Annotated in this window: 22 protein-coding genes; 18 read left to right on the plus strand and 4 right to left on the minus strand. The window is 68.6% G+C overall.

Annotation, left to right across the window (positions count from 1 at the left end; genetic code table 11):
* The first annotated feature begins 17 nt into the window (after positions 1 to 17).
* Together V5F74_RS04425 and V5F74_RS04430 are read left to right on the plus strand one after the other, a co-directional pair.
* The gene (locus tag V5F74_RS04425) at positions 18 to 2,210 is read left to right on the plus strand and encodes a PepSY domain-containing protein (protein ID WP_394006475.1); all 2,193 of its coding nucleotides are present in this window, start codon (positions 18 to 20) and stop codon (positions 2,208 to 2,210) included.
* Positions 2,191 to 3,165, plus strand: a complete 975-nt coding sequence (locus tag V5F74_RS04430; RefSeq protein WP_394006477.1) for an FAD:protein FMN transferase — start codon at positions 2,191 to 2,193, stop codon at positions 3,163 to 3,165. Before V5F74_RS04425 ends, V5F74_RS04430 begins: the two co-directional genes overlap by 20 nt.
* A 32-nt stretch (positions 3,166 to 3,197) precedes the next feature.
* Here V5F74_RS04430 and V5F74_RS04435 read toward each other — a convergent pair whose 3' ends face one another.
* Positions 3,198 to 3,953, minus strand: a complete 756-nt coding sequence (locus tag V5F74_RS04435; RefSeq protein WP_394006479.1) for an SDR family NAD(P)-dependent oxidoreductase — start codon at positions 3,951 to 3,953, stop codon at positions 3,198 to 3,200.
* A gap of 200 nt (positions 3,954 to 4,153) precedes the next feature.
* Between V5F74_RS04435 and V5F74_RS04440 the strand changes: the two genes are divergently transcribed.
* The 3 genes from V5F74_RS04440 (at position 4,154) to cydB (ending at position 8,221) form a co-directional block, all read left to right on the plus strand.
* Positions 4,154 to 5,620, plus strand: coding sequence for an MFS transporter (locus tag V5F74_RS04440; RefSeq protein WP_394006481.1), 1,467 nt, complete (start codon positions 4,154 to 4,156; stop codon positions 5,618 to 5,620).
* 174 nt (positions 5,621 to 5,794) lie between these two features.
* Entirely contained in the window at positions 5,795 to 7,189 is a 1,395-nt protein-coding gene (locus V5F74_RS04445) for a cytochrome ubiquinol oxidase subunit I (protein WP_394006483.1), read from the plus strand.
* A gap of 27 nt (positions 7,190 to 7,216) precedes the next feature.
* Positions 7,217 to 8,221 (plus strand): cytochrome d ubiquinol oxidase subunit II, encoded by a 1,005-nt coding sequence (gene cydB, locus V5F74_RS04450; protein WP_029557686.1) that lies wholly within the window; start codon positions 7,217 to 7,219, stop codon positions 8,219 to 8,221.
* Positions 8,222 to 8,282: 61 nt separating this feature from the next.
* On the opposite strand, the gene V5F74_RS04455 is transcribed toward cydB, so the two are convergent.
* The gene (locus tag V5F74_RS04455; protein WP_029557685.1) at positions 8,283 to 8,774 is read right to left on the minus strand and encodes a ferritin; all 492 of its coding nucleotides are present in this window, start codon (positions 8,772 to 8,774) and stop codon (positions 8,283 to 8,285) included.
* Positions 8,775 to 9,025: 251 nt separating this feature from the next.
* A complete protein-coding gene (locus V5F74_RS04460; protein WP_394006485.1) occupies positions 9,026 to 9,781 on the minus strand; it encodes a ribonuclease HII in 756 nt (251 codons plus the stop codon).
* Between the two features lie 175 nt (positions 9,782 to 9,956).
* Here V5F74_RS04460 and ypfJ point away from each other — a divergent pair, with 175 nt between their 5' ends.
* From ypfJ to V5F74_RS04500, 8 genes are all read left to right on the plus strand, one after another.
* Positions 9,957 to 10,856 (plus strand): KPN_02809 family neutral zinc metallopeptidase, encoded by a 900-nt coding sequence (gene ypfJ / locus V5F74_RS04465; protein WP_250167849.1) that lies wholly within the window; start codon positions 9,957 to 9,959, stop codon positions 10,854 to 10,856.
* A gap of 425 nt (positions 10,857 to 11,281) precedes the next feature.
* On the plus strand, positions 11,282 to 11,563 hold the full coding sequence (locus V5F74_RS04470) for an acyl carrier protein (protein WP_012113283.1): 282 nt from the start codon (positions 11,282 to 11,284) through the stop codon (positions 11,561 to 11,563).
* A gap of 9 nt (positions 11,564 to 11,572) precedes the next feature.
* A complete protein-coding gene (locus tag V5F74_RS04475) occupies positions 11,573 to 12,046 on the plus strand; it encodes a 3-hydroxyacyl-ACP dehydratase FabZ family protein (protein WP_024279919.1) in 474 nt (157 codons plus the stop codon).
* Entirely contained in the window at positions 12,039 to 13,232 is a 1,194-nt protein-coding gene (locus tag V5F74_RS04480) for a beta-ketoacyl-ACP synthase (RefSeq protein ID WP_394006487.1), read from the plus strand. Before V5F74_RS04475 ends, V5F74_RS04480 begins: the two co-directional genes overlap by 8 nt.
* Positions 13,233 to 13,394: 162 nt before the next feature.
* On the plus strand, positions 13,395 to 14,678 hold the full coding sequence (locus V5F74_RS04485) for a beta-ketoacyl-ACP synthase (RefSeq protein ID WP_024279921.1): 1,284 nt from the start codon (positions 13,395 to 13,397) through the stop codon (positions 14,676 to 14,678).
* Positions 14,679 to 14,709: 31 nt separating this feature from the next.
* The gene (locus V5F74_RS04490) at positions 14,710 to 15,462 is read left to right on the plus strand and encodes an SDR family NAD(P)-dependent oxidoreductase (RefSeq protein ID WP_029557681.1); all 753 of its coding nucleotides are present in this window, start codon (positions 14,710 to 14,712) and stop codon (positions 15,460 to 15,462) included.
* 21 nt (positions 15,463 to 15,483) lie between these two features.
* Positions 15,484 to 16,506 carry a zinc-binding dehydrogenase gene (locus V5F74_RS04495; protein WP_394006490.1) on the plus strand — a complete coding sequence of 341 codons (1,023 nt, stop codon included), beginning with the start codon at positions 15,484 to 15,486 and terminating at the stop codon, positions 16,504 to 16,506.
* Positions 16,507 to 16,528: 22 nt separating this feature from the next.
* The gene (locus V5F74_RS04500; protein WP_394006492.1) at positions 16,529 to 17,464 is read left to right on the plus strand and encodes a lipid A biosynthesis lauroyl acyltransferase; all 936 of its coding nucleotides are present in this window, start codon (positions 16,529 to 16,531) and stop codon (positions 17,462 to 17,464) included.
* Positions 17,465 to 17,482: 18 nt separating this feature from the next.
* Here the strand turns inward: V5F74_RS04500 and V5F74_RS04505 are convergent, their stop codons facing one another.
* On the minus strand, positions 17,483 to 18,802 hold the full coding sequence (locus V5F74_RS04505) for a hypothetical protein (protein WP_029557678.1): 1,320 nt from the start codon (positions 18,800 to 18,802) through the stop codon (positions 17,483 to 17,485).
* A gap of 259 nt (positions 18,803 to 19,061) precedes the next feature.
* On the opposite strand from V5F74_RS04505, the gene purE reads away from it, so the two are divergent.
* From purE to zwf, 5 genes are all read left to right on the plus strand, one after another.
* Positions 19,062 to 19,544 (plus strand): 5-(carboxyamino)imidazole ribonucleotide mutase, encoded by a 483-nt coding sequence (gene purE, locus V5F74_RS04510; protein WP_029557677.1) that lies wholly within the window; start codon positions 19,062 to 19,064, stop codon positions 19,542 to 19,544.
* 2 nt (positions 19,545 to 19,546) lie between these two features.
* On the plus strand, positions 19,547 to 20,659 hold the full coding sequence (locus tag V5F74_RS04515) for a 5-(carboxyamino)imidazole ribonucleotide synthase (RefSeq protein WP_029557676.1): 1,113 nt from the start codon (positions 19,547 to 19,549) through the stop codon (positions 20,657 to 20,659).
* Between the two features lie 69 nt (positions 20,660 to 20,728).
* Entirely contained in the window at positions 20,729 to 21,067 is a 339-nt protein-coding gene (locus V5F74_RS04520; protein WP_156026357.1) for a hypothetical protein, read from the plus strand.
* Positions 21,068 to 21,302: 235 nt separating this feature from the next.
* Entirely contained in the window at positions 21,303 to 21,536 is a 234-nt protein-coding gene (gene rpsU / locus V5F74_RS04525; RefSeq protein WP_029557675.1) for a 30S ribosomal protein S21, read from the plus strand.
* A gap of 346 nt (positions 21,537 to 21,882) precedes the next feature.
* A complete protein-coding gene (gene zwf / locus V5F74_RS04530; RefSeq protein ID WP_029557674.1) occupies positions 21,883 to 23,358 on the plus strand; it encodes a glucose-6-phosphate dehydrogenase in 1,476 nt (491 codons plus the stop codon).
* The last annotated feature ends 7 nt before the right edge of the window (positions 23,359 to 23,365 follow it).

A 23,365-nucleotide genomic window follows, 5' to 3' on the forward strand; every position in this document is an offset into this window, starting at 1 on the left:
TTCGGACACCCCCCAAAATGCTTCGCCGCCTCCATGGCCTGCCCGGCATCGCGCTGGCGCTGGCCCTTGCCGTCACCGCCCTCTCCGGCACGGTCCTCTCCGTGCAACCGGCGCTGAACCACGTTGCCGCCCCGGCCATACCGGCATCCGCCAGCGTCGCGGACGTCGCGGGTGCGGTCGCCGCGCGCCATCCCGGCGTCAGCGCCATCCGGCTACGGGCGGACGGCAGCCTCACGGCGGCCTTCGACGATGATGGCACGCGTGGCGTGGAGCGCATCGATCCCGCCACCGGCGCGGGGCTTGGGCCTTACGCGGTGTCGGACACCACCCGCTTCGTCACCAACCTGCACCGCGCCTTCCTCATGGGCGATGCGGGGCGCGTGGCGGCGGCCATCGGCGCGCTGGCGATGCTGGGGCTCTCCGTCTCCGGCCTCCTGCTGCTGGCCCGCCGGCTCGGCGGCATGGGGGCGCTGCTGCGGCCCATCCGCGGCACCCCGGCGCAGCGCTGGCATGGCGAACTCGGCCGGCTCGCGGCCGTGGGCCTGATCCTGTCGTCGCTGACCGGCCTGTGGATGTCGGCGGGCACTTTCGGGCTTCTGCCGGAAACGGCGGCGACGACCCCCGCCATCGCCGCCAGCGGCGGCGCGCCGGCCCCAGTCGGGACTCTCAGCAGCCTGAACAGCGTGAAGCTCCGGGATCTGCGCGAACTCACCTTCCCTGATCCCGCCGACCCGGCAGACGTCTTCACCCTTGTCACCGCCGATGGCGAGCGGCTGGTGGATGCCGCCACCGGCGCCACCCTCGCCATGACGCCGGCGACGGCGCTGGAGCGGATGAACGACCTCGTGCGCACGCTGCACACCGGGCGCGGCGCCTGGATGCTCGGCCTGTTCCTGGGCCTCGCCTCGGCCATGGTTCCCGTGCTCGGCGGAACGGGCCTCGTCCTCTGGCTGCGGCGGCGGGCGGCGCGGCCGCGCATCGGCGCCAATGTCCCGGCGCGGGCGGCGGATACGGTGATCCTCGTGGGCAGCGAGGGCAATTCCACCTGGGGTTTCGCGGGCACCCTGCACGCGGCCCTCGCCGCCGCCGGCCACAAGGTCCACACCGCGGCCATGAATGACGTGAGCGCGGCGCATATGGCCGCCCCGCGGCTGCTGGTGCTCGCCGCCACTTATGGCGAGGGCGCGGCGCCGCAATCGGCCAGACACTTCCTGTCCCGCCTCGCAAAGCTGCCGGGTCAACCGGCTGTGGCGGTGCTGGGCTTCGGCGATCGCAGCTTCCCCCATTTCTGCCGGTTCGCGCGCGACGTCGCCGATGCGCTGGATGCGCGCGGCTGCCAGCAGCTCCTGCCCATGAAACGGGTGGATCGCCGCTCGCCTCAGGAATTCGCCCAATGGGGCCACGATCTGGGGGATGTGCTGGGGCACGATCTCGTGCTCACCCACGTGGCGGAGCCGCCGAAGACCACCCGGCTGGTGCTCGCGGGGCGCGAGCTTTACGGCGAGGCGGTGGGCGCACCCGTGGCGATCCTGCGCTTCACGGCGCCCGTTGACCCGCGCACCGGCGCGCCACGCCCCCTGCCTGCCTTCGAGGCCGGCGACCTCGTGGGCATCGTGCCCCCCGGCGATGCCATGCCGCGCTTCTATTCGCTGGCCTCCTCCACCCGCGACGGCGTGCTGGAAATCTGCGTGCGGCTGCGCGAGGGCGGCCTGTGCTCCCCCTTCCTGCACGGGCTCCGGCCCGGCGAGGGCATCGATGCCTTCATCCGGGAAAATCCGACCTTCCGTCCGGCCAAGGGACGCGGCCCGCTCATCCTCATCGGCGCGGGGGCCGGCATCGGGCCGCTGGCCGGCTTCGTGCGGGCCAATGCGGCGGGCCGCCCGGTGCATCTCTACTGGGGCGGCCGGAGCGCGGCCTCCGACTTCCTCTATGAGCATGAACTCGCCCAGCACCTAGCCGAGCGGCGGCTGACGACCCTGCGCACCGCCTTCTCGCGGGATGCGGACGGGAGCGCCTATGTGCAGGACCGCATTGCCGCCGATGCCCCGCGCCTGCGGGAACTGGTGAAGCAGGGCGCGCAAATCCTCGTTTGCGGCGGCCGGGACATGGCCGAGGCCGTGACCCGCGCGCTGGAGCCGGTGGTGCGCCCGCTGGGCCTCGACCTTCCCACCCTCAAATCGAGCGGACGCTATGTCGAAGATGTCTATTGATGCGGGTCGGGATGCGACGGCGCTCCGCCGCCGCGCCCTGAGCGGCCCGGCCATGGGCGCGCGCTGGTCCGCCACCTTCTTCGCCGCCGACGATGTGGACGAAGCGGCCCTCACCCGCCGCCTCCAGGGCGCGGTGGAGCGGGTGGAACAGCAGATGTCCACCTTCCGGGCCGATTCCGATCTGGAACGGCTGAACGCCGCGCCCATCGGGGCGTGGATGCCCATCCCCCGCGAACTGATGCACGTCCTCTCCACCGCGCTGGAGATTGGCAGGCTATCCGGCGGGGCGTTCGACATCGGGGTGGGCGATCTGGTGAGGGCATGGGGCTTCGGCGGAGCGCCGGGACCGGATGGCGGACGAATCGCGGGGCTTGCCGGCCGCCCCTCCTTCGAGCCGCCCAAGACCTTGCAGCTCGATCCGGCCGGCTGCCGCGCCCGCCGTCTGGCGCCGCTCCGGCTCGATCTGGCCGGCATCGCCAAGGGCTTCGGCGTGGATGAGCTGGCCCGCGAGATGCGCGCGTCCGGCCTCTCCTCCTGGCTGGTGGGCATCGACGGCGAGATGCGCGGCGAAGGCCTGAAGCCGGACGGCCGGCCGTGGACCGTGGCGCATGAGCGGCCCTCCGTGGGGGAGCGGGATATCCTCGGCGTGCTGGAACTCTCCGGCGCCGCCGTCGCCACCTCGGGCACTTATCGCCATCGGGTGGAGGTGGGAGGCCGCGTGCTCTCCCACACCATGGACCCGGCGCGGGGCGCGCCGCTGGAGAATGACCTCTCAGCCGTCACCGTGCTCGGCGAGACCTGCATGGCCGCGGACGCCTGGGCGACCGCTTTGCTGGTGCGCGGGGCAAGCGAGGGGCCAGCCCTCGCCCGCCACCTCGGCCTCGCGGCGCTGTTCGTCCGCGCGGACGGCACGGTGGAGGGGACGGGGCCGCTGGCTCAGCCCGCCGGAGCGTAGAGACGGCGCCGGTCCTCATGGCGCCGGGCGTCTCACTGGGCCAGGAAGCCGCCGTCCACCGCCAGCACGTGGCCTGTCACCATGGCCGCCATGGGGCTCGCGAGGAACAGGATGGCGTCCGCCACCTCCTCCGGCTCGGCGATGCGGCCGAGCGGCATCAGCTTCTCGATGGCGGCGAGCTTGTCCGGGTCGCGCATCAGCGGATCGATGAAGGGCGTGCGCACCCAGGTGGGCGCAACCGCATTGACGCGGATCTTCACCGGGGCCAGCTCGATGGCCAGCGCGCGGGTGAAATTCACCACCGCCCCCTTGCTCGCCTGATAGGCGGGGTTGGGATACGGCCCGCCGCCGCTCAGCCCCATGATGGACGAGACGTTCACGATGGCGCCGCCGCCCCGCGCCGTCATGGACGGCACCGCCGCCCGCGCGCAGAGGAAGCCGCCGGTGACGTTTACGGCGAATACCTTCTCCCAGTCGGCGAGCTGGAGTTCCGTCAGCCCCTTGCGGATGGAGAGGCCGGCATTGTTGACGAGGATGTCGAGGCCGCCATGGCCGGCCACCACCTGCCCGAACGCGGCGGAGACCGCCGCCTCGTCGGTCACGTCGAACGCGAGCGCCTCGGCGCCGGGGATGCCGGCGGCGGCGCGCCCGGCGGCCGCCCCGTCCCGGTCGGCGAGGATGACGCGGGCGCCGGCCTCTGCCACGGCGGTTGCGGCGGCAAGGCCGATGCCGCTCGCCCCGCCCGTCACCACCGCCACCCGTCCTGTCAGATCGAGCCTTCGCGCCATAGTCCGTCCCCGGTTCCGCCGTGCCGCCGTCGCGGCCGAGAGGAGAGGTGATAGAAGATCGCCCGGCCGATCTCCAGCCTTGCGCCGCCGGCCGGACCCGCATGACAAGACCTGCCGCCTTCGACTAGAACACAGCCGGACATAGCGACGATGGATCGATGGAGCAGGGACTTCCAGACAGCGCCGCACCGGATGGGTCCGTGCACCGTCCACTGAGGGCGCGCCTCGCCCGCCTCACGCACGAACCGGCGCCCCTCGCTGCGCTTGAAGCCCTGCCGTGGCATTCCTGGATCGTCGTCGGCCTCGTCTCCATCGGTGCCTTTGTCGGCCAGCTCGACGCCACCATCGTCCAGCTCGCCCTGCCCACGCTGGCGACCACGTTCGACGCCGGGCTCCATGCCGTGAGCTGGGTGTCGCTCGGCTATCTCGTCGCCTTCGCGTCCTTCCTGCCGATCTTCGGGCGGCTGTGCCAGATGTATGGCCGCAAGACGCTCTATCTCCTCGGCTATCTCGTCTTCGTCGCGGCGAGCGCATTGTGCGCGCTGGCGCCGGACCTGCCGTCGCTGGTGGCGGCGCGGGTGGTGCAGGGGATCGGCGGGGCGCTGCTCGGCGCCAACAGCATCGCCATCCTCGTCGCCGCCGTGCCGGAGGACAAGCGCGGGCGGGCGCTGGGCGTGTTCGCAGCGGCGCAGGCCATCGGCATGAGCGCGGGGCCGGCGGTGGGCGGCATCGTGCTCGGTGCGCTGGGCTGGCCGTGGATCTTCTGGCTGACCGTGCCGTTCGGCCTCCTCGCCGCCATCGCCGGCTGGATCGCCCTGCCCCGCACGCGCGGCGCGCGCCCCGAAGCGCGTTTCGACTGGCTGGGCGCCCTGCTGCTCGCGCCGGCTCTGGTCATCCTGGTCCGCGCGCTGAACCACGCCGCCGGCTGGGGGCTGACCTCCCCCGAGACGATCGGCAGCGTGGTCCTCTCCGCCGGGCTCATCTGGCTGCTGGTGCGGCAGGAGCGGCGCGCGGCGGTTCCGCTGGTGGACCTGAAGCTGTTCGCCAATCCCGGCTTCGCGCTGGGCGCGGGCGCCGTGGTGCTCGGCTATGCCATGCTCTACGCCATGTTCTTTCTCATGTCGTTCCTGCTGGAGCACGGCTACGGGGAACGCGCGTGGGAGGCCGGCCTGCGCCTTGCCATCATTCCGGTGATTCTCGGGCTGGTCGCGCCGTTCAGCGGCGGCCTCGCCGATCGCCTCGGCATCCGCGTGCTCGGCGCCAGCGGCATGGGCGTGTGCCTGCTGGGTCTGCTGGTGCTGGGCCTGGGCGTCGGCGATTCGGCCGCCAGCCCACTGGTGAGCTTCGGCGCCTTCATGCTGTTCGGCGCCGGCCTCGGCCTGTTCATCGCCCCCAACAACCACGCCACCCTCAAGGCCGCGCCCCCGGACCTCGCGACGCAGGCCGGCTCCCTGCTGAACCTCATGCGCGTGCTGGGCACCAGCCTCGGCGTCGCGGGGGCGACGTCCACCCTGTCGCTGGGCCTGAAGCAGGCCGGGGGAATGACGGACCGGATGAGGGATGTGTCGGGGCCGGCGCTGGTGAATGCCGTGGAATGGGGCATTGTCCTTGTCGCCATCATGGCGCTCGTTGCCGCACTCCTCTGCGTCCTGCGGCGCCGTACGTAACGGCATGCGGAATGTGCGGCATCCGGGCATCGGCCGGAGGAGCGATTCACGCACCGGAGTATCGACGCCGCCGGTTACCCCGTCTATGGTCCGATGGCATCCAGCAGGTTGCATGCACCCATCCGCGGCGGGATGGCGCGCAGCCCTGCCGGGATTGCCCCAGGAGCGGACGCCATGGATTTCGATCCCGTCACCCTCGCGCGCATGCAGTTTGCCTTCACGGTCTCCTTCCACATCATATTTCCCGCCTTCACCATCGGCCTGTCCGCCTTCATCGCGACGCTGGAGCTGATCTGGCTGTGGACCGGGAAGGACGTGTTCCATCGCCTCGCGCGGTTCTGGACCAAGATCTTCGCCGTCTCCTTCGCCATGGGCGTGGTGTCCGGCATCGTGCTGTCCTATCAGTTCGGCACCAACTGGAGCCGCTATGCCGAATTCGTCGGCTCGGTGGTCGCGCCGCTCATCGGCTTCGAGGTGCTCACCGCCTTCTTCCTGGAGGCGACCTTCCTCGGCATCATGCTATTCGGCTGGAACCGGGTTCCGCCGTGGCTGCACGTTCTGTCCTGCTGCGTGGTGGCGTTCGGCACCTTCATGTCGGCCTTCTGGATCCTCGCCGCCAACAGCTGGATGCAGACGCCGGCCGGCTTCGATATCCGCAGTGGCGCGGCATACCCGCTCGACTGGCTTGAGATCATCTTCAACCCGAGCTTCCATTGGCGCCTGCCGCACATGCTGCTCGCCGCCTACCTCACCACCTCGCTAGTGGTGCTCTCGGTGGGCGCGCGCTATCTGCTCGCCGGCAAGTTCAAGGAAGAATCGAAGGTGATGATGGTGATGGGCATCGGCATGCTCGCTATCGTCGGCCCCATCCAGGCCTTCGTCGGCGACAGCCACGGCCTCAATACCGCGCACTACCAGCCGGCCAAGATCGCGGCGGTGGAGGCGCACTGGGACAGCTCCAAGCCCGCGCCCCTGGTGCTGTTCGCATGGCCGGACGAGAAGGCCGAGAAGAACCTGTTCGAGATCTCGATCCCGCACGGCGCCTCGCTGATGATCACCCACAGCCTCGACGGCCTCTTCCCGGGCCTCAAGGACTTCCCGCCGCAGGATCGGCCGCCGGTGTTCGGACCTTTCTTCGGCTTCCGCGCCATGGTGGGCGTGGGCGTCGTCATGATCCTTCTGGGCTGGATCGGCGCCTGGCTGATCTTCAAGGGCCGTGAGACCACGACCCGCTGGTACCTGATCGTCACCTCCTGGGCATGGCCGCTGGGCTTCATCGCCATCCTCTCCGGCTGGATCGTCACCGAGCAGGGACGCCAGCCCTGGGTGGTGGAGGGGCTGCTGCGAACCGAGGATGCCATGTCGCCCCTCGCCGGCTGGACCGTGGGGCTGTCGCTGACGCTGTTTGTGGTCGTCTACGCCGTGATCTTCGCCACCGGCATCCACTTCTTGAACCGGCTCATCGTCCGCGGTCCCGACCAGACCCTGATCCAGCCGCCGGCTCGCGAACGCCCCACCCGCCCCATCGCCGCCGCCCATGGCGAAGGCCAGATGACCCCCGGAACCTGACCCGCCGACGCGCAGGAGGACATGACCATGGAATGGTATCTCCCCGTCATCTGGGGTCTCATCATCGGCGTCGCGGTCATCATGTATGTGGTGCTCGACGGCTTCGACCTCGGCATCGGCATCCTTTTCCCCTTCGCCAAGGAGGAGAAGGAACGCGATGTGATGATGAACACCGTCGCCCCCTTCTGGGACGGCAACGAGACCTGGCTCATCCTCGGCGGCGGTGGCCTGTGGGTGGCCTTCCCCAAGGCCTATGCCGTGGTGATGCCGGCGCTCTATCTGCCGGTCATCATCATGCTGCTGGCCCTGGTATTTCGCGGCGTCGCCTTCGAATTCCGATGGGTCGCGGCCTCCAGCCGGCGGCTGTGGAACTTCGCGTTCGCGGCCGGTTCGCTGGTGGCGGCCTTCTTCCAGGGCATCATCCTCGGCGGGCTGGTGCAGGGCATCACCGTGAAGGACGGCGCCTTCGCCGGCGGCCCGCTCGACTGGGCCACCCCCTTCGCCCTGCTGTGCGGCGTCGGCGTGGTCGTGGGCTATGCCCTGCTCGGCTCGACCTGGCTGCTGGTGAAGACCGAGGGCGCCGTCGCCGACCGGGCGCGGAGCCATGCCATCCCGCTGCTCCTCGCCGTCGTCGTGCTGATGGGGCTGGTGAGCCTGTGGACTCCGCTGGCGTTCGATCGCATCGCCACGCGCTGGTTCTCCCGGCCCAACATCTTCTTCCTGGCGCCGGTGCCCATCATCACCGCCGGGCTCACCTATCTGGTCTGGCACTGGCTGAAGACGGGACGGGAGATGCTGCCCTTCTTCGGCACCATCGGGCTGTTCGTGCTCGGCTTCCTCGGCCTCGCGATCTCGACCTTCCCCTATTTGGTCCCGCCGAGCCTCACCGTGTGGCAGACGGCGGCCGCTCCGCCGAGCCAGATCCTGATGCTGTTCGGCGTCATCTTTCTGCTGCCGGTGGTGTTGGGCTACATCGTCTTCGTCTACTGGATTTTCCGCGGGAAGGTGCGGGAAGGCGAAGGCTACCACTGAAGCCGGGGCCGCGGCCGGACGACCCCGGCCCCGGCCCCCGTCTTATGCCCTTGGCCTCGCCTCACGCGGCGAGGCTGCCCAGCTCCTTGTCGATGAAATAGGCGGTGTGGGGTCCCTCGCCGATGAGGTCGATCCGGTCGAGGATCTTCCGGCAGAGCTTTTCTTCCTCGTGCTGCTCGCGGGAGAACCACTCGAGGAAGGAATCGGTCTCGAAGCTGTTCTCGGCGCGGGCGAGGGTGATGGCCTCGACGATGTGGGCCGTCACCTTGCGCTCCTCTTCCTGAATGCGCAGGAACAGCTCGCGGACGTTGCCCGCGGAGATCACCGGCCGCTGGTGGCCATGCAGCGCGATTTGCGCGCCGAGGTCATCGAGGAACTCGAAGAACTTCAGCATGTGCCCCATCTCCTCCTTGGCATGGCCGAGAAGGAACTTGGTCACGCCCTCGAACTTGTGGGCGGACGCCCAGGCGGCGGCCTGGGTATAGACGTGATGGGCCTCCATCTCGCCGTTCAACAGCTCGTTCAGCTTCGCTTCCAGCTTTTCACTGACCATCGCCTTCTCCACCAAGAGAGACCGCCGCGCATGACGCCGGCGGAACGGGGAAGGGCGGCACCGGCACTGTCCATGGCCGGCCACGACCGCGCTTCCCGCACGGATGTGCAGGAGCCGGCGGCGGCGGATCAATCGGCACGCATCAATCTTGCGCCAGATTTGGATTAGGCCAATTCAAGCGCGCCGCTGAAACGCGTGGCGCGGTGCCGGCTTGCGCCAGCTTCTCGACCGCTTCCAATCTCTCGTTAGAGCTATTCCGCAGCGTCCGGGACCGGCCCGCCGCCGAACAGGCCAAGCTGCTGCTCGCGCACCGGCGCGAAGGAGCGGCGGTGGTGCAGGCAGGGGCCGTGGGTGACGAGCGCGGTGCTGTGCTCCGCCGTCGCGTAGCCCATGTGCCGCTCGAAGCCATAGGCGGGAAAGGCCGCGCCGAGGGAGGCCATCAGCCGGTCACGCACCACCTTGGCGACGATGGAGGCCGCGGCGATGGAGGCGATCAGCCGGTCGCCGCCGATGATCGCCTCGACCGCGCAGGGCACCTTGGGCGGGTCGTTGCCATCCACCAGCAGGAAGGCCGGGCGGCGCGGCAACCCGCGCACCGCCTGCGCCAGCGCCCAAAGGGTCGCCTGCCGGATGTTGTCGCGGTCGATGCGCTCGGGCGGCGCCATGGCCACCGCCACTTCCGCCGTGGCGCAGATCTCGAGATAGAGCGCCTCGCGCTTCGCCCGCGTCAGCCGCTTGGAATCGTCAAGGCCCTGCGGCACCCGTTCCGGATCGAGCACGACCGCGGCCGCAACCACCGGCCCCGCCAATGGCCCGCGCCCCACCTCGTCCGCACCGGCGATGGGCGCATGCCCCTGGGCGTAGAGGCCGCGCTCCCGCGTGAAATCGAGACCGATCCAGGCATCCACGACAGGCACCTTGACCTTCGGCGGGCGGCCGCGCGGGCGCGCAGCGGGCTGCGGCTCGATCGAGGTGCGGCTGGGGTTCGGCTCTCGGCGTGGCGGCATCGGCCCGGCGTTCGCCCGATGAGGCCCCGGCGACAGGCGGGCCGAGCGATTCGGCCACGCCGTCGTTGATAGCATGGAACCGGGGCGGGGGCCGGGGATTGCTCCTTTTGCCGTGTCAGCCCATGTTCAAGCTCAGGGTTCAAGCTGCCGGCGTTGGCGTCCGCGGGAGAAGAGCATGCGGTGGGAGGATTTCCGCTCCAGCGATAATGTTGAGGACCGGCGCGGCGATGGCGGCGGCGGCGGCGGGTTCCAGATGCCCGGCGGCCGTGGCGGCCTCGGCATCGGTACCATCATCATCGTCGGCCTCATCGGCTGGGCGCTTGGAATCAATCCGGCGCTGCTGATCGGCGGGCTGGAGGCCATCAACGGCGGCGGCTCCACCCAGCAGGCCGCCCCGGCCCCGCAGCGCGGCCGGCCGACTGCCCCGCCCACCGACCAGCTTGGGCGCTTCGCCGCGGCGGTCCTCGCCCAGACCGAGGACGTGTGGACCGAGCTGTTCCGCGCCGACGGCAAGACCTACCAGGATCCGAAACTGGTGCTGTTCTCCGGCTCCACGCGCTCGGCCTGCGGCGGTGCCCAGTCGGCCATGGGGCCGTTCTATTGTCCGCTGGACCAGAAGGTGTATCTCGACCTCACCTTCTTCCAGGAGATGAAGAACCGCTTCAAGGCGGGAGGCGACTTCGCGCAGGCCTATGTGATCGCCCACGAGGTCGGCCACCATGTGGAAAACCTCATCGGCATCCTGCCCAAGGTGCAGCAGGCCCAGGCCCGCGCCTCGTCCCGCGCCGAGGCCAACAACCTCTCGGTTCGCGTGGAGCTGATGGCCGATTGCCTCGCCGGCGTATGGGCCTACCACGCCAACGACCGCTTCCGCATTCTGGAGCCCGGCGACGTGGAGCAGGCGCTCAACGCGGCGAGCGCCATCGGCGACGACACGCTGCAGAAGCGGTCCCAGGGCTTTGCGGTGCCGGACAGCTTTACCCACGGCACGTCGCAGCAACGGGTGAACTGGTTCACGCGCGGCCTGAAGACCGGCTCCATGCAGCAGTGCAATACCTTCTCCGGCGCGATCTGAGGGACGCCCGCGCCGACCCCGGCCGAATCGACGCGTCATTGCCTTCCGGAATGACGCGTCCGATGGCCGCTGATGCCGCCGCCTCGGTCCCGGCGAACGCCCGCCGCCGGCGTGCCAAACGCCTGTCCAGGACCTGCTCTCCTTTGTCTGCTTGAGCGCGGCGGGAGGCATGCCCCCTTGCCTCCGGGCGGCTGGCGTGCGAAGCAGCATCAACGCACGGCGCCGCCGCGGGAGAAGCCTCTCGCGCGGACCGTTCGGCGTCGGCCATTGAAACCTCTTGCAGCCTTCGCTATAGGGGCCGACAACTCATTCCGAAGGGGCCATGCGGCCATCCCTCGGCCCCGGTCGGTGCCTTGCACCAAAGCCTGCGCGCCACGCGGGCGGGCCGCGACCGCAAGGGCCGAGCATACGAGAGGCGTCAGTCCATGTCTTCGACGTTCGACACGGTGGCCAACATCATCGCGGAAACCTGCGACATTCCGCGCGACACCATCACGCCGGACAGCCACGCCATCGACGATCTGGGCATCGACAGCCTCGACTTCCTCGACATCGCGTTCGCCATCGACAAGGCCTTCGGCATCAAGCTGCCGCTGGAGCAGTGGACGCAGGAAGTGAACGACGGCAAGGCCACGACCGAGCAGTATTTCGTGCTCAAGAACCTCTGCGCCCGCATCGACGAGTTGGTCGCTGCGAAGGCCGCCTGAGGCCGATAGATGCGTCCTGAAGTCTTCAAGATGATCGACCGGGTCGTCGCCATCGACCCGTCGCTGGAGAAGATCCACTGCCAGGGCATGGTGCCCGAGGAAAGCTCCATCTTCGAGGGGCACTTCCCCGGCTACCCCATCATGCCCGGCGTGCTGCTCATAGAAGCCATGGCGCAGACCACCGGTTGGCTGGTGCTTGCGCGCAACCGCTTCGAAAAGATGCCCTTCCTCGCCACCGTGAAGGAAGCGAAGCTGCGCACCTTCGTGCTGCCGGGGCAGAACCTCGACCTCTACTCGCAGATCCTGCACGAGGGCTCCGGTTTCGTCGTCGCCAAGACGAACGCCACCCTCGAGGGCAAGCCCATCTGCAGCGCCGAGCTTACCTTCCGCGTGCTGCCCTGGCCCGAGGGCAAGATGAAAGCGGTGGTGATGAAGGTTGCCGAGTACGTCTCCTTCCCCCTTTCGGAATTTGCCGATGCCTGACGTGACTGAAGGCCGGGGCCGGATCCAGCGCGACGTCTGGATCACGGGCATCGGCCTCGTCTCTTCCCTCGGGGAGGGGCTCGATGCCCATTGGCAGGCCTTCGCCGCCGGCTCGGCCCCGGTGACGGACAACACCACCTTCGCGCCCTATGTGGTCCATCCGCTGGTGAAGGTGAGCTTCGACAACCAGATCCCCAAGAAGGGCGACCAGCGGCAGATGGAGCCCTGGCAGCGCATCGGCACCTATGCGGCCGGCCTTGCGCTCGACAGCGCGGGCATCGCCAAGAACGCCGAAATCCTGTCGAACACCGACATGGTGGTCGCGGCCGGCGGCGGCGAACGCGATTTCCAGGTGGATGCGGCGATCCTGAACGATCTTTCCGCCTCCAACGACGCCGGCCGCCTCCTGAATGAGCGCCTGCTGTCGGACCTGCGGCCGACCCTCTCGCTGGCCCAGCTCTCGAACCTGCTCGCCGGCAACATCTCCATCGTCCACGGCGTCACCGGCTCTTCGCGCACCTTCATGGGCGAAGAAAGCTCGGGCGTGGACGCCGCGCGCATCGCCTATGCCCGCATCGCGGCGGGCCAGAGCGAGATCGGGCTCGTGGGCGGCGCCTACAATGCCGAGCGCGAGGACACGCTGCTCCTCAACGATCTCGACGCCTTCTGCATGAAGGGCGAATTCAGCCCGGCCTTCACCGCCCCCGGCATCGCCTCCGGTTCCATGGGCGCCTTCCTGGTGCTGGAATCGCCGGAGCATGCCAAGGCCCGCGGCGCCAAGCCCATCGCCAAGCTGTCCGGCGTCTGGTCGGAGCGGGCCAAGCGCGCCGTCGCCGGGGCCGTCACCGCCAAGGTGAAGTCGCTCCTCGAAAAGGCCGGCACCGCACCGGGCACCGCCGTCATCTCCGGCGTCACTGGCGCTCGTGAGGCGACCGAGGCCGAGGCCGAGGCGCTGACAGCGAGCGGCCTGCCCGTGCGGGCCGTCGCCAATCGCATCGGGCACGGCTTCGAGGCCCAGTTCATCGCCGCCCTCGCCCTTGCTGCGCTGGCGGTGTCCAAGGGCACCCTGTTCCCGCCACTCGCCGGCGACCCGCTTGAAAAGGCGGCGGACGGCGTATCCCGCGTGATCGTGACCCAGGTGGGCCACTGGCGGGGCGAAGGCGCCGGACTGGTGGAGAAGGCCTGAGGGCTTTTCTCCCTCTCCCGCGAGGGGAGGACGGACGATTGTCCTTTGCGCCGGCTTCGGCGTATTTTCCGGCGCGAGTGCCGGGCCCTCCCACAGCGCGGGTCCCGGCGCGCCCTTCGAGCGGGCCGGGGCGGGCGCGCTTCAACGACAGGAGCCGCGATCATGACGCAGGCGCATCTCGACAAATTCGGCCGCCCCATCGTGGTGGTGACGGGTATCGGCATCGTCACCTCCCTCGGCCAGGGCAAGGAAGACAACTGGCGCCGCCTCACCGCGGGTGAATCCGGCATCCACACCATCACGCGCTTCCCCATCGAGGGCATGCGCACGACCATCGCCGGCACGGTGGACTTCCTGTTCGACGGCCGCGTGGCCGCCCCCAACCTCTCCGAGAAGCTGGCGACCCTCGCCGCCGAGGAAGCCATCGCCGAATCCGGCATCGGCACGCCCGGCGAGTTCCCCGGCCCGCTGTTCGCCGCCGTTCCTCCGGTGGAGCTGGAATGGCCCGAGCGCCAGCAGCTTGCCGATGCGGTGGGCCATTACCCCATCGTCTATCGCGACCTCCTCGGCGCCGCCGCTTCCGGCCAGTTCCGGCCGTGGCACGAGCGCTTCCTGTTCGGCTCGGTGGCGGATCGCCTGGCCGACAAGTTCGGCACGCAGGGCCAGCCCATTTCCCTGTCGACCGCGTGCGCCTCGGGTGGCACCGCCATCCAGCTCGGCGTCGAAGCCATCCGCCGCGGCGAGACCGAAGTGGCGCTGTCCCTCGGCACGGACGGCTCGGTGCATCCCGAGGCGCTGATCCGTTTCTCCCTGCTGTCGGCGCTCACCACCGCCAACGACAAGCCCGAGGAAGCCGCGCGGCCCTTCGCCAAGAATCGGGAGGGCTTCGTGATGGCCGAGGGCGCCGCCGCCTTCGTGCTGGAGAGCTATGCCCATGCGGTGGCGCGCGGCGCGAAGATCCTCGGCGTGCTGGAAGGCTGCGGCGAGATGGCCGACAATTTCCACCGCACCCGGTCGAGCCCGGACGGCCGCCCGATCATCGGCTGCATGAAGAATGCGCTTGCCGACGCCGGCGTGACCCCTGATGACGTGGACTACATCAACGCCCACGGCACCTCCACGCCCGAGAACGACCGCATGGAATATGTGGGCCTCAAGGGCGTGTTCAGCGAGGAGAAGCTGGCGGCAACGCCGATCTCCTCCAACAAGTCCATGATCGGCCACACGCTGACGGCGGCGGGCGCCATCGAGGCGGCGGTGTCGCTGCTGACCATCCAGAACGGCCGCATTCCGCCGACCATCAACTACAACATCCCCGATCCGGCCATCCCGCTGGACGTGGTGCCGAACGTCGCCCGTGACGCCCAGGTGCGGCGGGTGATCTCCAACTCGTTCGGTTTCGGCGGCCAGAACGTCTGCCTCGTGCTCGCGGCGGAACCGGCGTGAGCGGATCGCGCACCGGGACTGGCCTCAACCGATGACCGCTCCCATCCTCGTCACCGGCGGCGGCCGCGGGCTTGGCTCGGCCATCGTTCGGCGGCTCGCCGAGGCCGGCTATCCCGTCGTCTTCACCTACCGCTCGGCGGTCGCCGAGGCGGAGGCGCTGATCGCCTACGTCCGTGCGGCGACGCCCGGAGCCGTCATCTCGGCTCGCCCCCTCGACCTCGCCGACCGCGCGGCGGTGGAAGCGTTCGCCGAGGAACTGGAGGCCGGGGAGACCTTCTTCGGCTTCTGCCACAACGCCGGCGCCTCCTACGACACGCTCGCCGCCATGATCGACCAGGACAAGGCCGAGGCGGTGATGCAGGTGAACCACTTCGCCTTCGTGCGCCTCACCCGTGCTCTGGTGCGTCCCATGACCCGCGCCAGGACCGGCCGCATCGTCGCCATCGGTTCGGTGGCGGCGCTGCAGGCGAACCAGGGCAATGCCGCCTACGCCGCCTCCAAGGCCGCCCTGCTCGCCCATGTGCGGGGCCTCGCCATCGAGACCGCGCGGCGCGGCGTGACGGTGAACTATGTCGCCCCCGGCTTCATCGATACCGCCATGCTGGAGAAGTTCGCGGACTATCGAGCGAAGATGGAGGCGCAGATCCCCGCCGGCCGCTTCGCCACGCCCGACGATGTGGCACAGGTGGTGGCCTTTCTCTTCTCCCCCGGCGCGGGCTATATGACCGGCGCCATTCTGCCGGTGGATGGCGGGCTCTCCGCCTCGCTCGCCGCCCACCGCTGACTTCAAATTCAGAGAAAAACAATGCGTGGCCTCCAGCTCGTCTCCGACCGCAAGCTCGAACTCGTCGATCTCCCCGAGGCGGAAGCCCCGGGCGCCGGAGAGGTGCAGATCCGGGTGAAGGCGCTGGCGCTCAACCATATCGACGTATGGGGCTGGCGCGGCATGGCCTTCGCCAAGCGCAAGATGCCCCTCGTGGTGGGCGCCGAGGCCGCCGGCGAGATCGTGGCGCTGGGCGCCGACGTGCGCGGCCTCAAGGTGGGCCAGACGGTCGCCATGTATGGCGCCATGACCTGCGGCCACTGCGCCAACTGCCTGAACGGCCGGGACAACCTCTGCCAGAACGTGGGCGGCGTGCTCGGCTTCCACATCGACGGCTTTGCCCGCGACGTGCTGAACATGCCCGAGCGGCTGGTGATCCCCGCCCCTGAGGGCGTCTCCTTCGAGGAAGCGGCCTGCGCCGGCATCACCTTCTCCACTGTAGAGCATATGCTGTTCGACAATGCGAAACTGGAGAAGGGCGAGACCGTGCTCGTCCATGCCGGCGGCTCGGGCATCGGCTCCGCCGCCATCCGCCTCGCCAAGGACGTGGGCGCCACCGTCATCACCACCGTGGGCGATGACGAGAAGATGGACAAGGCGAAGGCGCTGGGCGCCGACCACGTCATCAACTACCGCAAGGACCGTTTCGAGCACGAGGTCCGCAAGATCACCAAGAAGGTGGGCGTGGACGTGGTGTTCGAGCATGTGGGCGCCGACACCTGGAACGCCTCGCTGCTCTCCATGAAGCCCGGCGCGCGGCTCGTCACCTGCGGCTCCACCTCGGGCGTCTCAGTGCAGATGAACCTGATGCAGCTGTTCCAGCGCCAGTACAAGATCTTCGGCTCGTTCGGCGCCACCATCCGCAACGTGGCGGACGGGCTTGAGAAGATGGGCCGGGGCGTCAAGCCCGTCATCGACACCGTGGTGCCCCTCGAGAACTTCAACGAGGGCCTGGAGCGGCTGGAAAGCCGCAAGGTGTTCGGCAAGATCGTGGTGAAGTTCTGAGGCGGGGGCGGCGCACGCAACCGTGGCCCGGCTCCCCCTCCCCGTCCGCAAGGCCATCCATCGGCTGAAGCTGGCGCTCGCGCCCGCCGTCGAGGTGCTGGTCGCGGGCTATGTGCGCTTCTCCGTGTGGTGGCTGCGCCTGTGGCCGCTGTGGCTCTCGGCCGGCGGCATGGCCTTCTGGGCCAAGCTGCTCGGCCCGTTCTTCGCGGTCAGCAAGGTGGCGCGGCGCAATCTCGCCGCGGCCTACCCGGAGAAGAGCCCGGCGGAAATCAACACCCTCGTCCGCGGCATCTGGGCCAACATGGGCCGCCTCGCCGCCGAGTTCGCCCAGCAGGATCGCCTGTGGGACTATGATCCCGCGCATCCCGACACAGGCCGGATCGAGGTGAAGGGCGCGGAGATCTTCCAGCGCCTGCGGGACGACGGTCGTCCCGCGCTGTTCTTCACCGCCCATACCGGCAATTGGGAATTGTGCGCCATCGCCGGCGCCGCGTTCGGCGTGCCGGGCGGCGTGCTCTATCGTGCACCCAACAACAAGCGCGCCGCCGAGCTGATCGAGGAGATGCGCTCCGGCACCATGCCCGGCCTCGTGCGCGCCGGCCGCGATGCGGGCCGCCAGATGGCGCGCATGCTGGCCGAGGGGCAGCATCTGGGCATGCTGATCGACCAGTACTGGACCGGCGGCCCGCCGGTGATGTTCTTCGGCCGCCCCTGCGCCACCAACCCGACGCTCGCCCGCCTTGCCCGCCAGTTCGATTGCCCGGTGCACGGCATGCGCGTCATCCGCCTGCCCGGCGCCCGCTTCCGGGTGGAGATCACCGAGGAAATCACCCTCCCCCGCGACGGCGAGGGCAAGATCGAGGTGGTGGGCGCCATGCAGGCCGTCACGTCAGTCATCGAGGGCTGGGTGCGCGAATATCCCGAACAATGGCTCTGGCTCCACCGCCGCTGGCGGTGAGCGCACACCGGCGCGCGCTCAGGTCGTCCCCGGCTTGCCGAGGGTATCGGACAGGGCTTTCGAGAAGCGGTCGAGCACCGAGAAAAGGACATCGGTGCTGAACCCGATCAGGAAGGCGACGCCGAAGGCGCTCAGGGACGTCAGCTGGATCGTGTTGGGCGTTTGCGGCGCCGGCGTCCAGAACCAGACCATGATGACACCAGCGATCCCCCCGAGCATCAACCGATAGAGCAGCTTCCCCAATGTCGGATCTGGCTGGGAGGGATCGACGTAGTGTCGCATGAAGAACAGCATGGCGCCGAAGACGCCATAGAGGGCAGGCAGAACCCATTTACCGAGCAGGTCGATGTTCGTCTTCAGATGATGGACGTCAGCAAGGTAATTCTTGTGGTCCCTCGGATTGAAGTCGAGGCCCAGAGCCCCCATGACGAGATTGATATCGTCGACGTGGGCCATGATGACGCAATGGGGCAACTTCCCATCCGCACCCTTCAGGTCCGGAGCGCCTCCCGCTGCCGGGATGGCGGGGGGAGCAGGCAAGGCAGGGGCTGGGGCGGCCATTTGCTCCGTCTGACATGCTTTTTTCAGTTTTTCCCTATGATCTTCGACTGCGGCAGGCGCTTGACGGGCGTTCTTTTCCACCTGTCTCAGCGGCAGAATGCAATCCTCCTGTCCCGGCGGACAAAAGCGCCGCCCTCGCGGCAGCAGTAGATCCAGAGCTTCGAATACCGAAATCCACAAGCCTCCGACGACGTGATTGGCAAGGTCAAATGACAACAAGGATCCGTTGATGTCACTCGAGATCGCGGCATAAGACGTCTCCGACATCATTTGTTGTCTGATGGATGCCACATCTTTGATTGCATTCAGATAGGCTGTTCGACCGCTTTGATCGTCGAGCTTCAATGAACGGATCGTAAAGTAGATTGCTTCCATCGACTCCTCGGTATGCGAGGTCTGAAGCTCCTTCGCCGATGTCAGAAACGAGCTTGTCTTTTCATAAACCAGCGTAAGATAGCCCGTCTGAACCAGGACGGCTAAAGCGATCGCCATCACAATCCAGAACAGCACCGCTTGCCTCAGGGTACGCGTGAAGGGGCGCCACCCCTTACGCAAGTCGCCCAGGGTGATCGGGGCAAGGTTCACGAGGACATCGTTTATGGACAGCCTTAACTTGGCTTCCTCGTCGGGCGAAAGGTCTTGGCCTCCCGTCTTGCTCTTGGCTTGGGCGACCAGTTGAACCAGGTCCTGACTCTTCCCAAGCTTCCCGAGCGAGGCCGCAACCTCGGCGACCAGATCGGCATCGGCGACCAGACCGGCAGACTGCGCGACGACCATTTCCCCCTCCCCTTGAGTCATGGCTCCCCCCATGGGCTGCGGCGGCATCCGCCGAGACGAGGCACAGCACCCCAGTCGCGCCAGTCATGGGTCGCGGGCGAAATAATGATACAAGTAAAAGTTGTTTTAACGCATTTTGCAATACACGACCATCGCGACGGCAGGGCGCGCGCCCGTACCCTGCAGCACCCCTCCCCCTTGCCGCGCCCCGGCCAATCCTATAAAGCCCGCGCTTTCCGTTTTCGCGAAGGTATGAGGGATGAGCACGGCTGACGTTGCCGTCATCATGGGCAGCCAGTCCGACTGGGAGACCATGCGCCATGCGGCCGAGACGCTGGATGCGCTCGGGATCACGCACGACTGCCGCATCGTCTCCGCCCACCGCACGCCGGATCGCATGTATGCCTTCGCCAGAAGCGCGAAGGCTGACGGCTTCAAGGTCATCATCGCCGGTGCCGGCGGCGCGGCGCACCTGCCGGGCATGGTGGCGGCGCTGACGCCCCTGCCGGTGTTCGGCGTGCCGGTGCAGTCCAAGGCGCTCTCCGGCCTCGACAGCCTCTATTCCATCGTGCAGATGCCGGCCGGAATCCCGGTCGGTACGCTGGCCATCGGCGTTGCGGGCGCCACCAACGCCGCCCTGCTGGCGGCCGCCGTGCTGGCGCTCTCCGACCCCGCCCTCGCCGACCGGCTCGACGCCTGGCGCGCCGCGCGCACGGAAGCCGTGGCGGAACGGCCGGTCTGACCATGCTCAAGCCCGGTAGCGTTATCGGTATTCTCGGCGGCGGGCAGCTCGGCCGCATGATCGCTCTCGCGGCGGCGGAGCTTGGCCTCAAGGCGCACGTGCTGTGCCCGGACAAGGACAGCCCCGCCTTCCACGTCAGCGCCGCCCATATCTGCGCCGCCTATGACGATTTCGACGCGCTGGCGCGCTTCGCGGCCGGGGTCGACGTCGTGACCTACGAGTTCGAGAACGTGCCGCTGGCCACCGCCGAGTTCCTCGCCGCGCGGGTGCCGCTGCGGCCGGGTGCCAAGGCGCTCGCCATCACCCAGGACCGGCTCGCGGAGAAGAGCTTCGTACGCGACCTCGGCATCGAGACCGCGCCCTTCGCCGCCGTGGACAGCCTCGCCGATCTCGAAGCCGCGGTTGCGCAGCTGGGCCTGCCTGCCGTGCTGAAGACGCGCCGCTTCGGCTATGACGGCAAGGGGCAGGTGATGATCCGCCCCGGCGAGGACCTCACCGCCGCGTGGCACGCCCTCGGGCGGCAGAGCGCGATCCTCGAAGGCTTCGTCAGCTTCGTCCGCGAGGTGTCCGTGGTCGCGGCCCGTCGCGGCGACGGCGCCTTCTGCGCCTACGACGTGACCGAGAACGTGCACCGCGAGCACATCCTGCACACCTCCACCGTTCCCGCGACCCTCACCGCCGAAGCGGCCCGCAAGGCGCGCGCCATCGCGCGGGACATCGGCGACGCGCTCGACTACGAGGGCGTGTTCGCGGTTGAGCTGTTCGTGGTCTGCCAGGGGTCGAGCGAGCGGGTGATCGTCAACGAGATCGCCCCGCGCGTGCACAACAGCGGCCACTGGACCCAGGACGGCGCCGTCACCTCCCAGTTCGAGCAGCATGTGCGCGCCATCGCCGGCTGGCCCCTCGGCGAGGTCTCGCGCCTCGGCCGGGCGCAGATGACCAACCTCATCGGCGCGGACGTGCATGACTGGCACGCTCTGCTCGCAGAGCCGGGCACGCACCTGCACCTCTATGGCAAGGAAGAAGCCCGCGCCGGCCGCAAGATGGGCCATGTGGTGCGGGTCGCGCGCGATCCCGAAGCCTGCGCGAATGTGCCGGATGGCGAAGGCTGCTGACTCGTGAGCCGGCTCTTCCGCTACGGACTGAGACGAATCGCCATGATGACGCATCGCAGCGTTTGACGCATGAATCGGGCGTTCGCGGCGGTTTTTTTGTACCGCCGAAGCCATGATCCGAAACTGTGGTGGCAGATGTCTTTGTCCGACGATCGCATCAAGGACCGCTTCTCCGAATGGCTGCGCGACCTTGCACGGCATATGGCCCGGTCCGGGCGCTATTGCAGCTGGCGGGTCATCCAGATCGAACTGCGCTTCATGCAGGGCATCCGCGAGGCGGCCACCTGCTTCTCCGATGCCGCCATCCGCAGCGAGCTCGACGCCCTCTGCCGCGAGGCGCAGAAGAGCGGCACCCCGATCTTCATGCTGCCCGCCCGGAGCGAATCCGGCCTGACGACGGCCGGCTGAAGCGTTCGGCGAAGTACCCCGCGAGTCGATGCCGGCGCGCGGGAAAGTGAGCCGGCGCAAGGCGCCGCCTCCCGTTTTCGCCTTTGCGAGGCGTGTGGACAAGCTGCACCTCTTCTGGTAAGAGAGCGCTTCCTTCGGACAGGTCGAGGACAGGCGCACGCGCCATCTTCTGCGGTCCGATGTTTCAGATCAGGTAAGGCTCCGGCTCGGCGCAACAGCTCGAAGAGGTAAACACGTGCAAGTTCTCGTCCGCGATAACAACGTCGATCAGGCCCTCAAGGCGCTCAAGAAGAAGATGCAGCGCGAGGGGATCTTCCGCGAGATGAAGCTGCGTGGCCACTACGAGAAGCCGTCCGAGAAGCGCGCCCGCGAGGAGGCTGAGGCCATCCGCCGTGCACGCAAGCTGGCCCGCAAGCGCGCCCAGCGCGAAGGTCTGATTCCGTCCAAGCCGCGCCCCACCACCCGCTGAAACGCCCAGGTCGCTGAGGTCCGCAACGCCGGGCATTCGAGCTGACCGTCGAAAGCGTTCCCTCAGTCGGTTTATGAGCTTTTGCATCCGCGCGATCCCGGTCGCGCGGATTTGCTTTTATGGCGGCCGGGCATTTTCGTGCGCCGCCTGGCGCCACGCTCCCGCCTGTCGCGCGCCTGTCTCCGAAGCCGTGGGAAGAGAAAGTGGTGTTCGCTCAGATTGCGGTGCAATCCGATCGACGCCTGCTCTAGACTGCCGTTGCGCCGGCATGCCGGGCCTTGATCCGGCTGCGGGTCGGCCGGTCGGCGCAGGGGGCGCAAGGCCTCCGATGAGGGAGAAAGGCCGAATGGTCGCGCGCGTGGTCACTGTCGAGCCCTTCGATATCGTCGTCTTCGGTGCCACCGGCGATCTCGCCCGTCGCAAACTCCTGCCAGCGTTGTTCGAGCGCGACCTCGCCGGCCAGATGCCGGACGACGCGCGCATCATCGGCACCTCCCGCCGCCCTCTGCCCGATGACGACTTCCGTGCCTTCGCCCGTGATGCGCTCGGCGTTGCGGATGGTGTCGAGGACGTGGACCAGGCGGTGCTGGCCCGCTTCCTCAACCGGCTGACCTACGTGGCGGTGGATGCCCTCTCCGACGAGGGCTGGCCCGATCTCGCCGCGACGCTGAAGGCGGGGGAAGATCGCGTCCGCGTCTTCTATCTGGCGGTGGGGCCGGACCTGTTCGATCCCATCTGCGCGCGCATCGGCGCGTTCGGTCTCGTCACCGATCTCTCCCGCGTGGTGGTGGAAAAGCCGGTGGGCAAGGACCTCGCCTCCGCCCAGAAGGTGAATGCGGCGGTCGGGCGCGTCTTCCGCGAGGAGGCGGTGTTCCGCATCGACCATTACCTCGGCAAGGAGACGGTGCAGAACCTGATGGCGCTCAGGTTTGCCAACGCCTTGTTCGAGCCGGTGTGGAACAACGCGCACATCGACCATGTGCAGATCACGGTGGCCGAGAGCATCGGCACCGCCGGCCGCGCCGGCTATTACGACACCGCCGGCGCGCTGCGCGACATGGTGCAGAACCATATCCTCCAGCTCCTCTGCCTCGTGGCCATGGAGCCGCCGGTCTCGCTCGACGCCGACGCGGTGCGCGACGAGAAGTTGAAGGTGCTCAAGGCGCTGGAGCCCATCAACGAGAGCAATTTCGCGCAGATGACGGTGCGCGGCCAGTATCGCGCCGGTGCCTCGGCCGGCGGGGCTGTGCCCGGCTATCTGGAGGAACTCGGCTCCGGCGAGAGCAGCACCGAGACGTTCGTCGCCATCAAGGCGGAGATCGGCAACTGGCGCTGGTCCGGCGTGCCGTTCTACCTGCGCACGGGCAAGCGCCTCGCCTCGCGCGTGTCGGAGATCGTGGTGGCCTTCCGGCCCATTCCCCATTCGGTGTTCGACGATCACGCCGGCCCCATCATGGCCAATCGCCTGGTGATCCGCCTGCAGCCGGACGAAGGCGTGAAGCTGTGGCTGATGATCAAGGATCCCGGCCCCGGCGGCATGCGCCTGCAGCATGTGCCGCTGGACATGAGCTTCGCTTCCGTCTTCGGCGTGCGGAACCCGGACGCCTACGAGCGGCTTATCATGGACGTGGTGCGCGGCAACCAGACCCTGTTCATGCGTCGCGACGAGGTGGAAGCCGCCTGGCGCTGGGTGGACCCCATCCTCGACGCCTGGCGGGCCTCGCGCGACCAGCCCAAGCCCTACACGGCCGGGACATGGGGGCCTTCCGCCGCCATCGCCCTGATCGAACGGGACGGGCGCACCTGGACCGATGACGCCTGAGGCTTCC

It is taken from the genome of Xanthobacter aminoxidans, from assembly GCF_043193615.1.
Taxonomy (GTDB): Bacteria; Pseudomonadota; Alphaproteobacteria; order Rhizobiales; family Xanthobacteraceae; genus Xanthobacter; species Xanthobacter aminoxidans.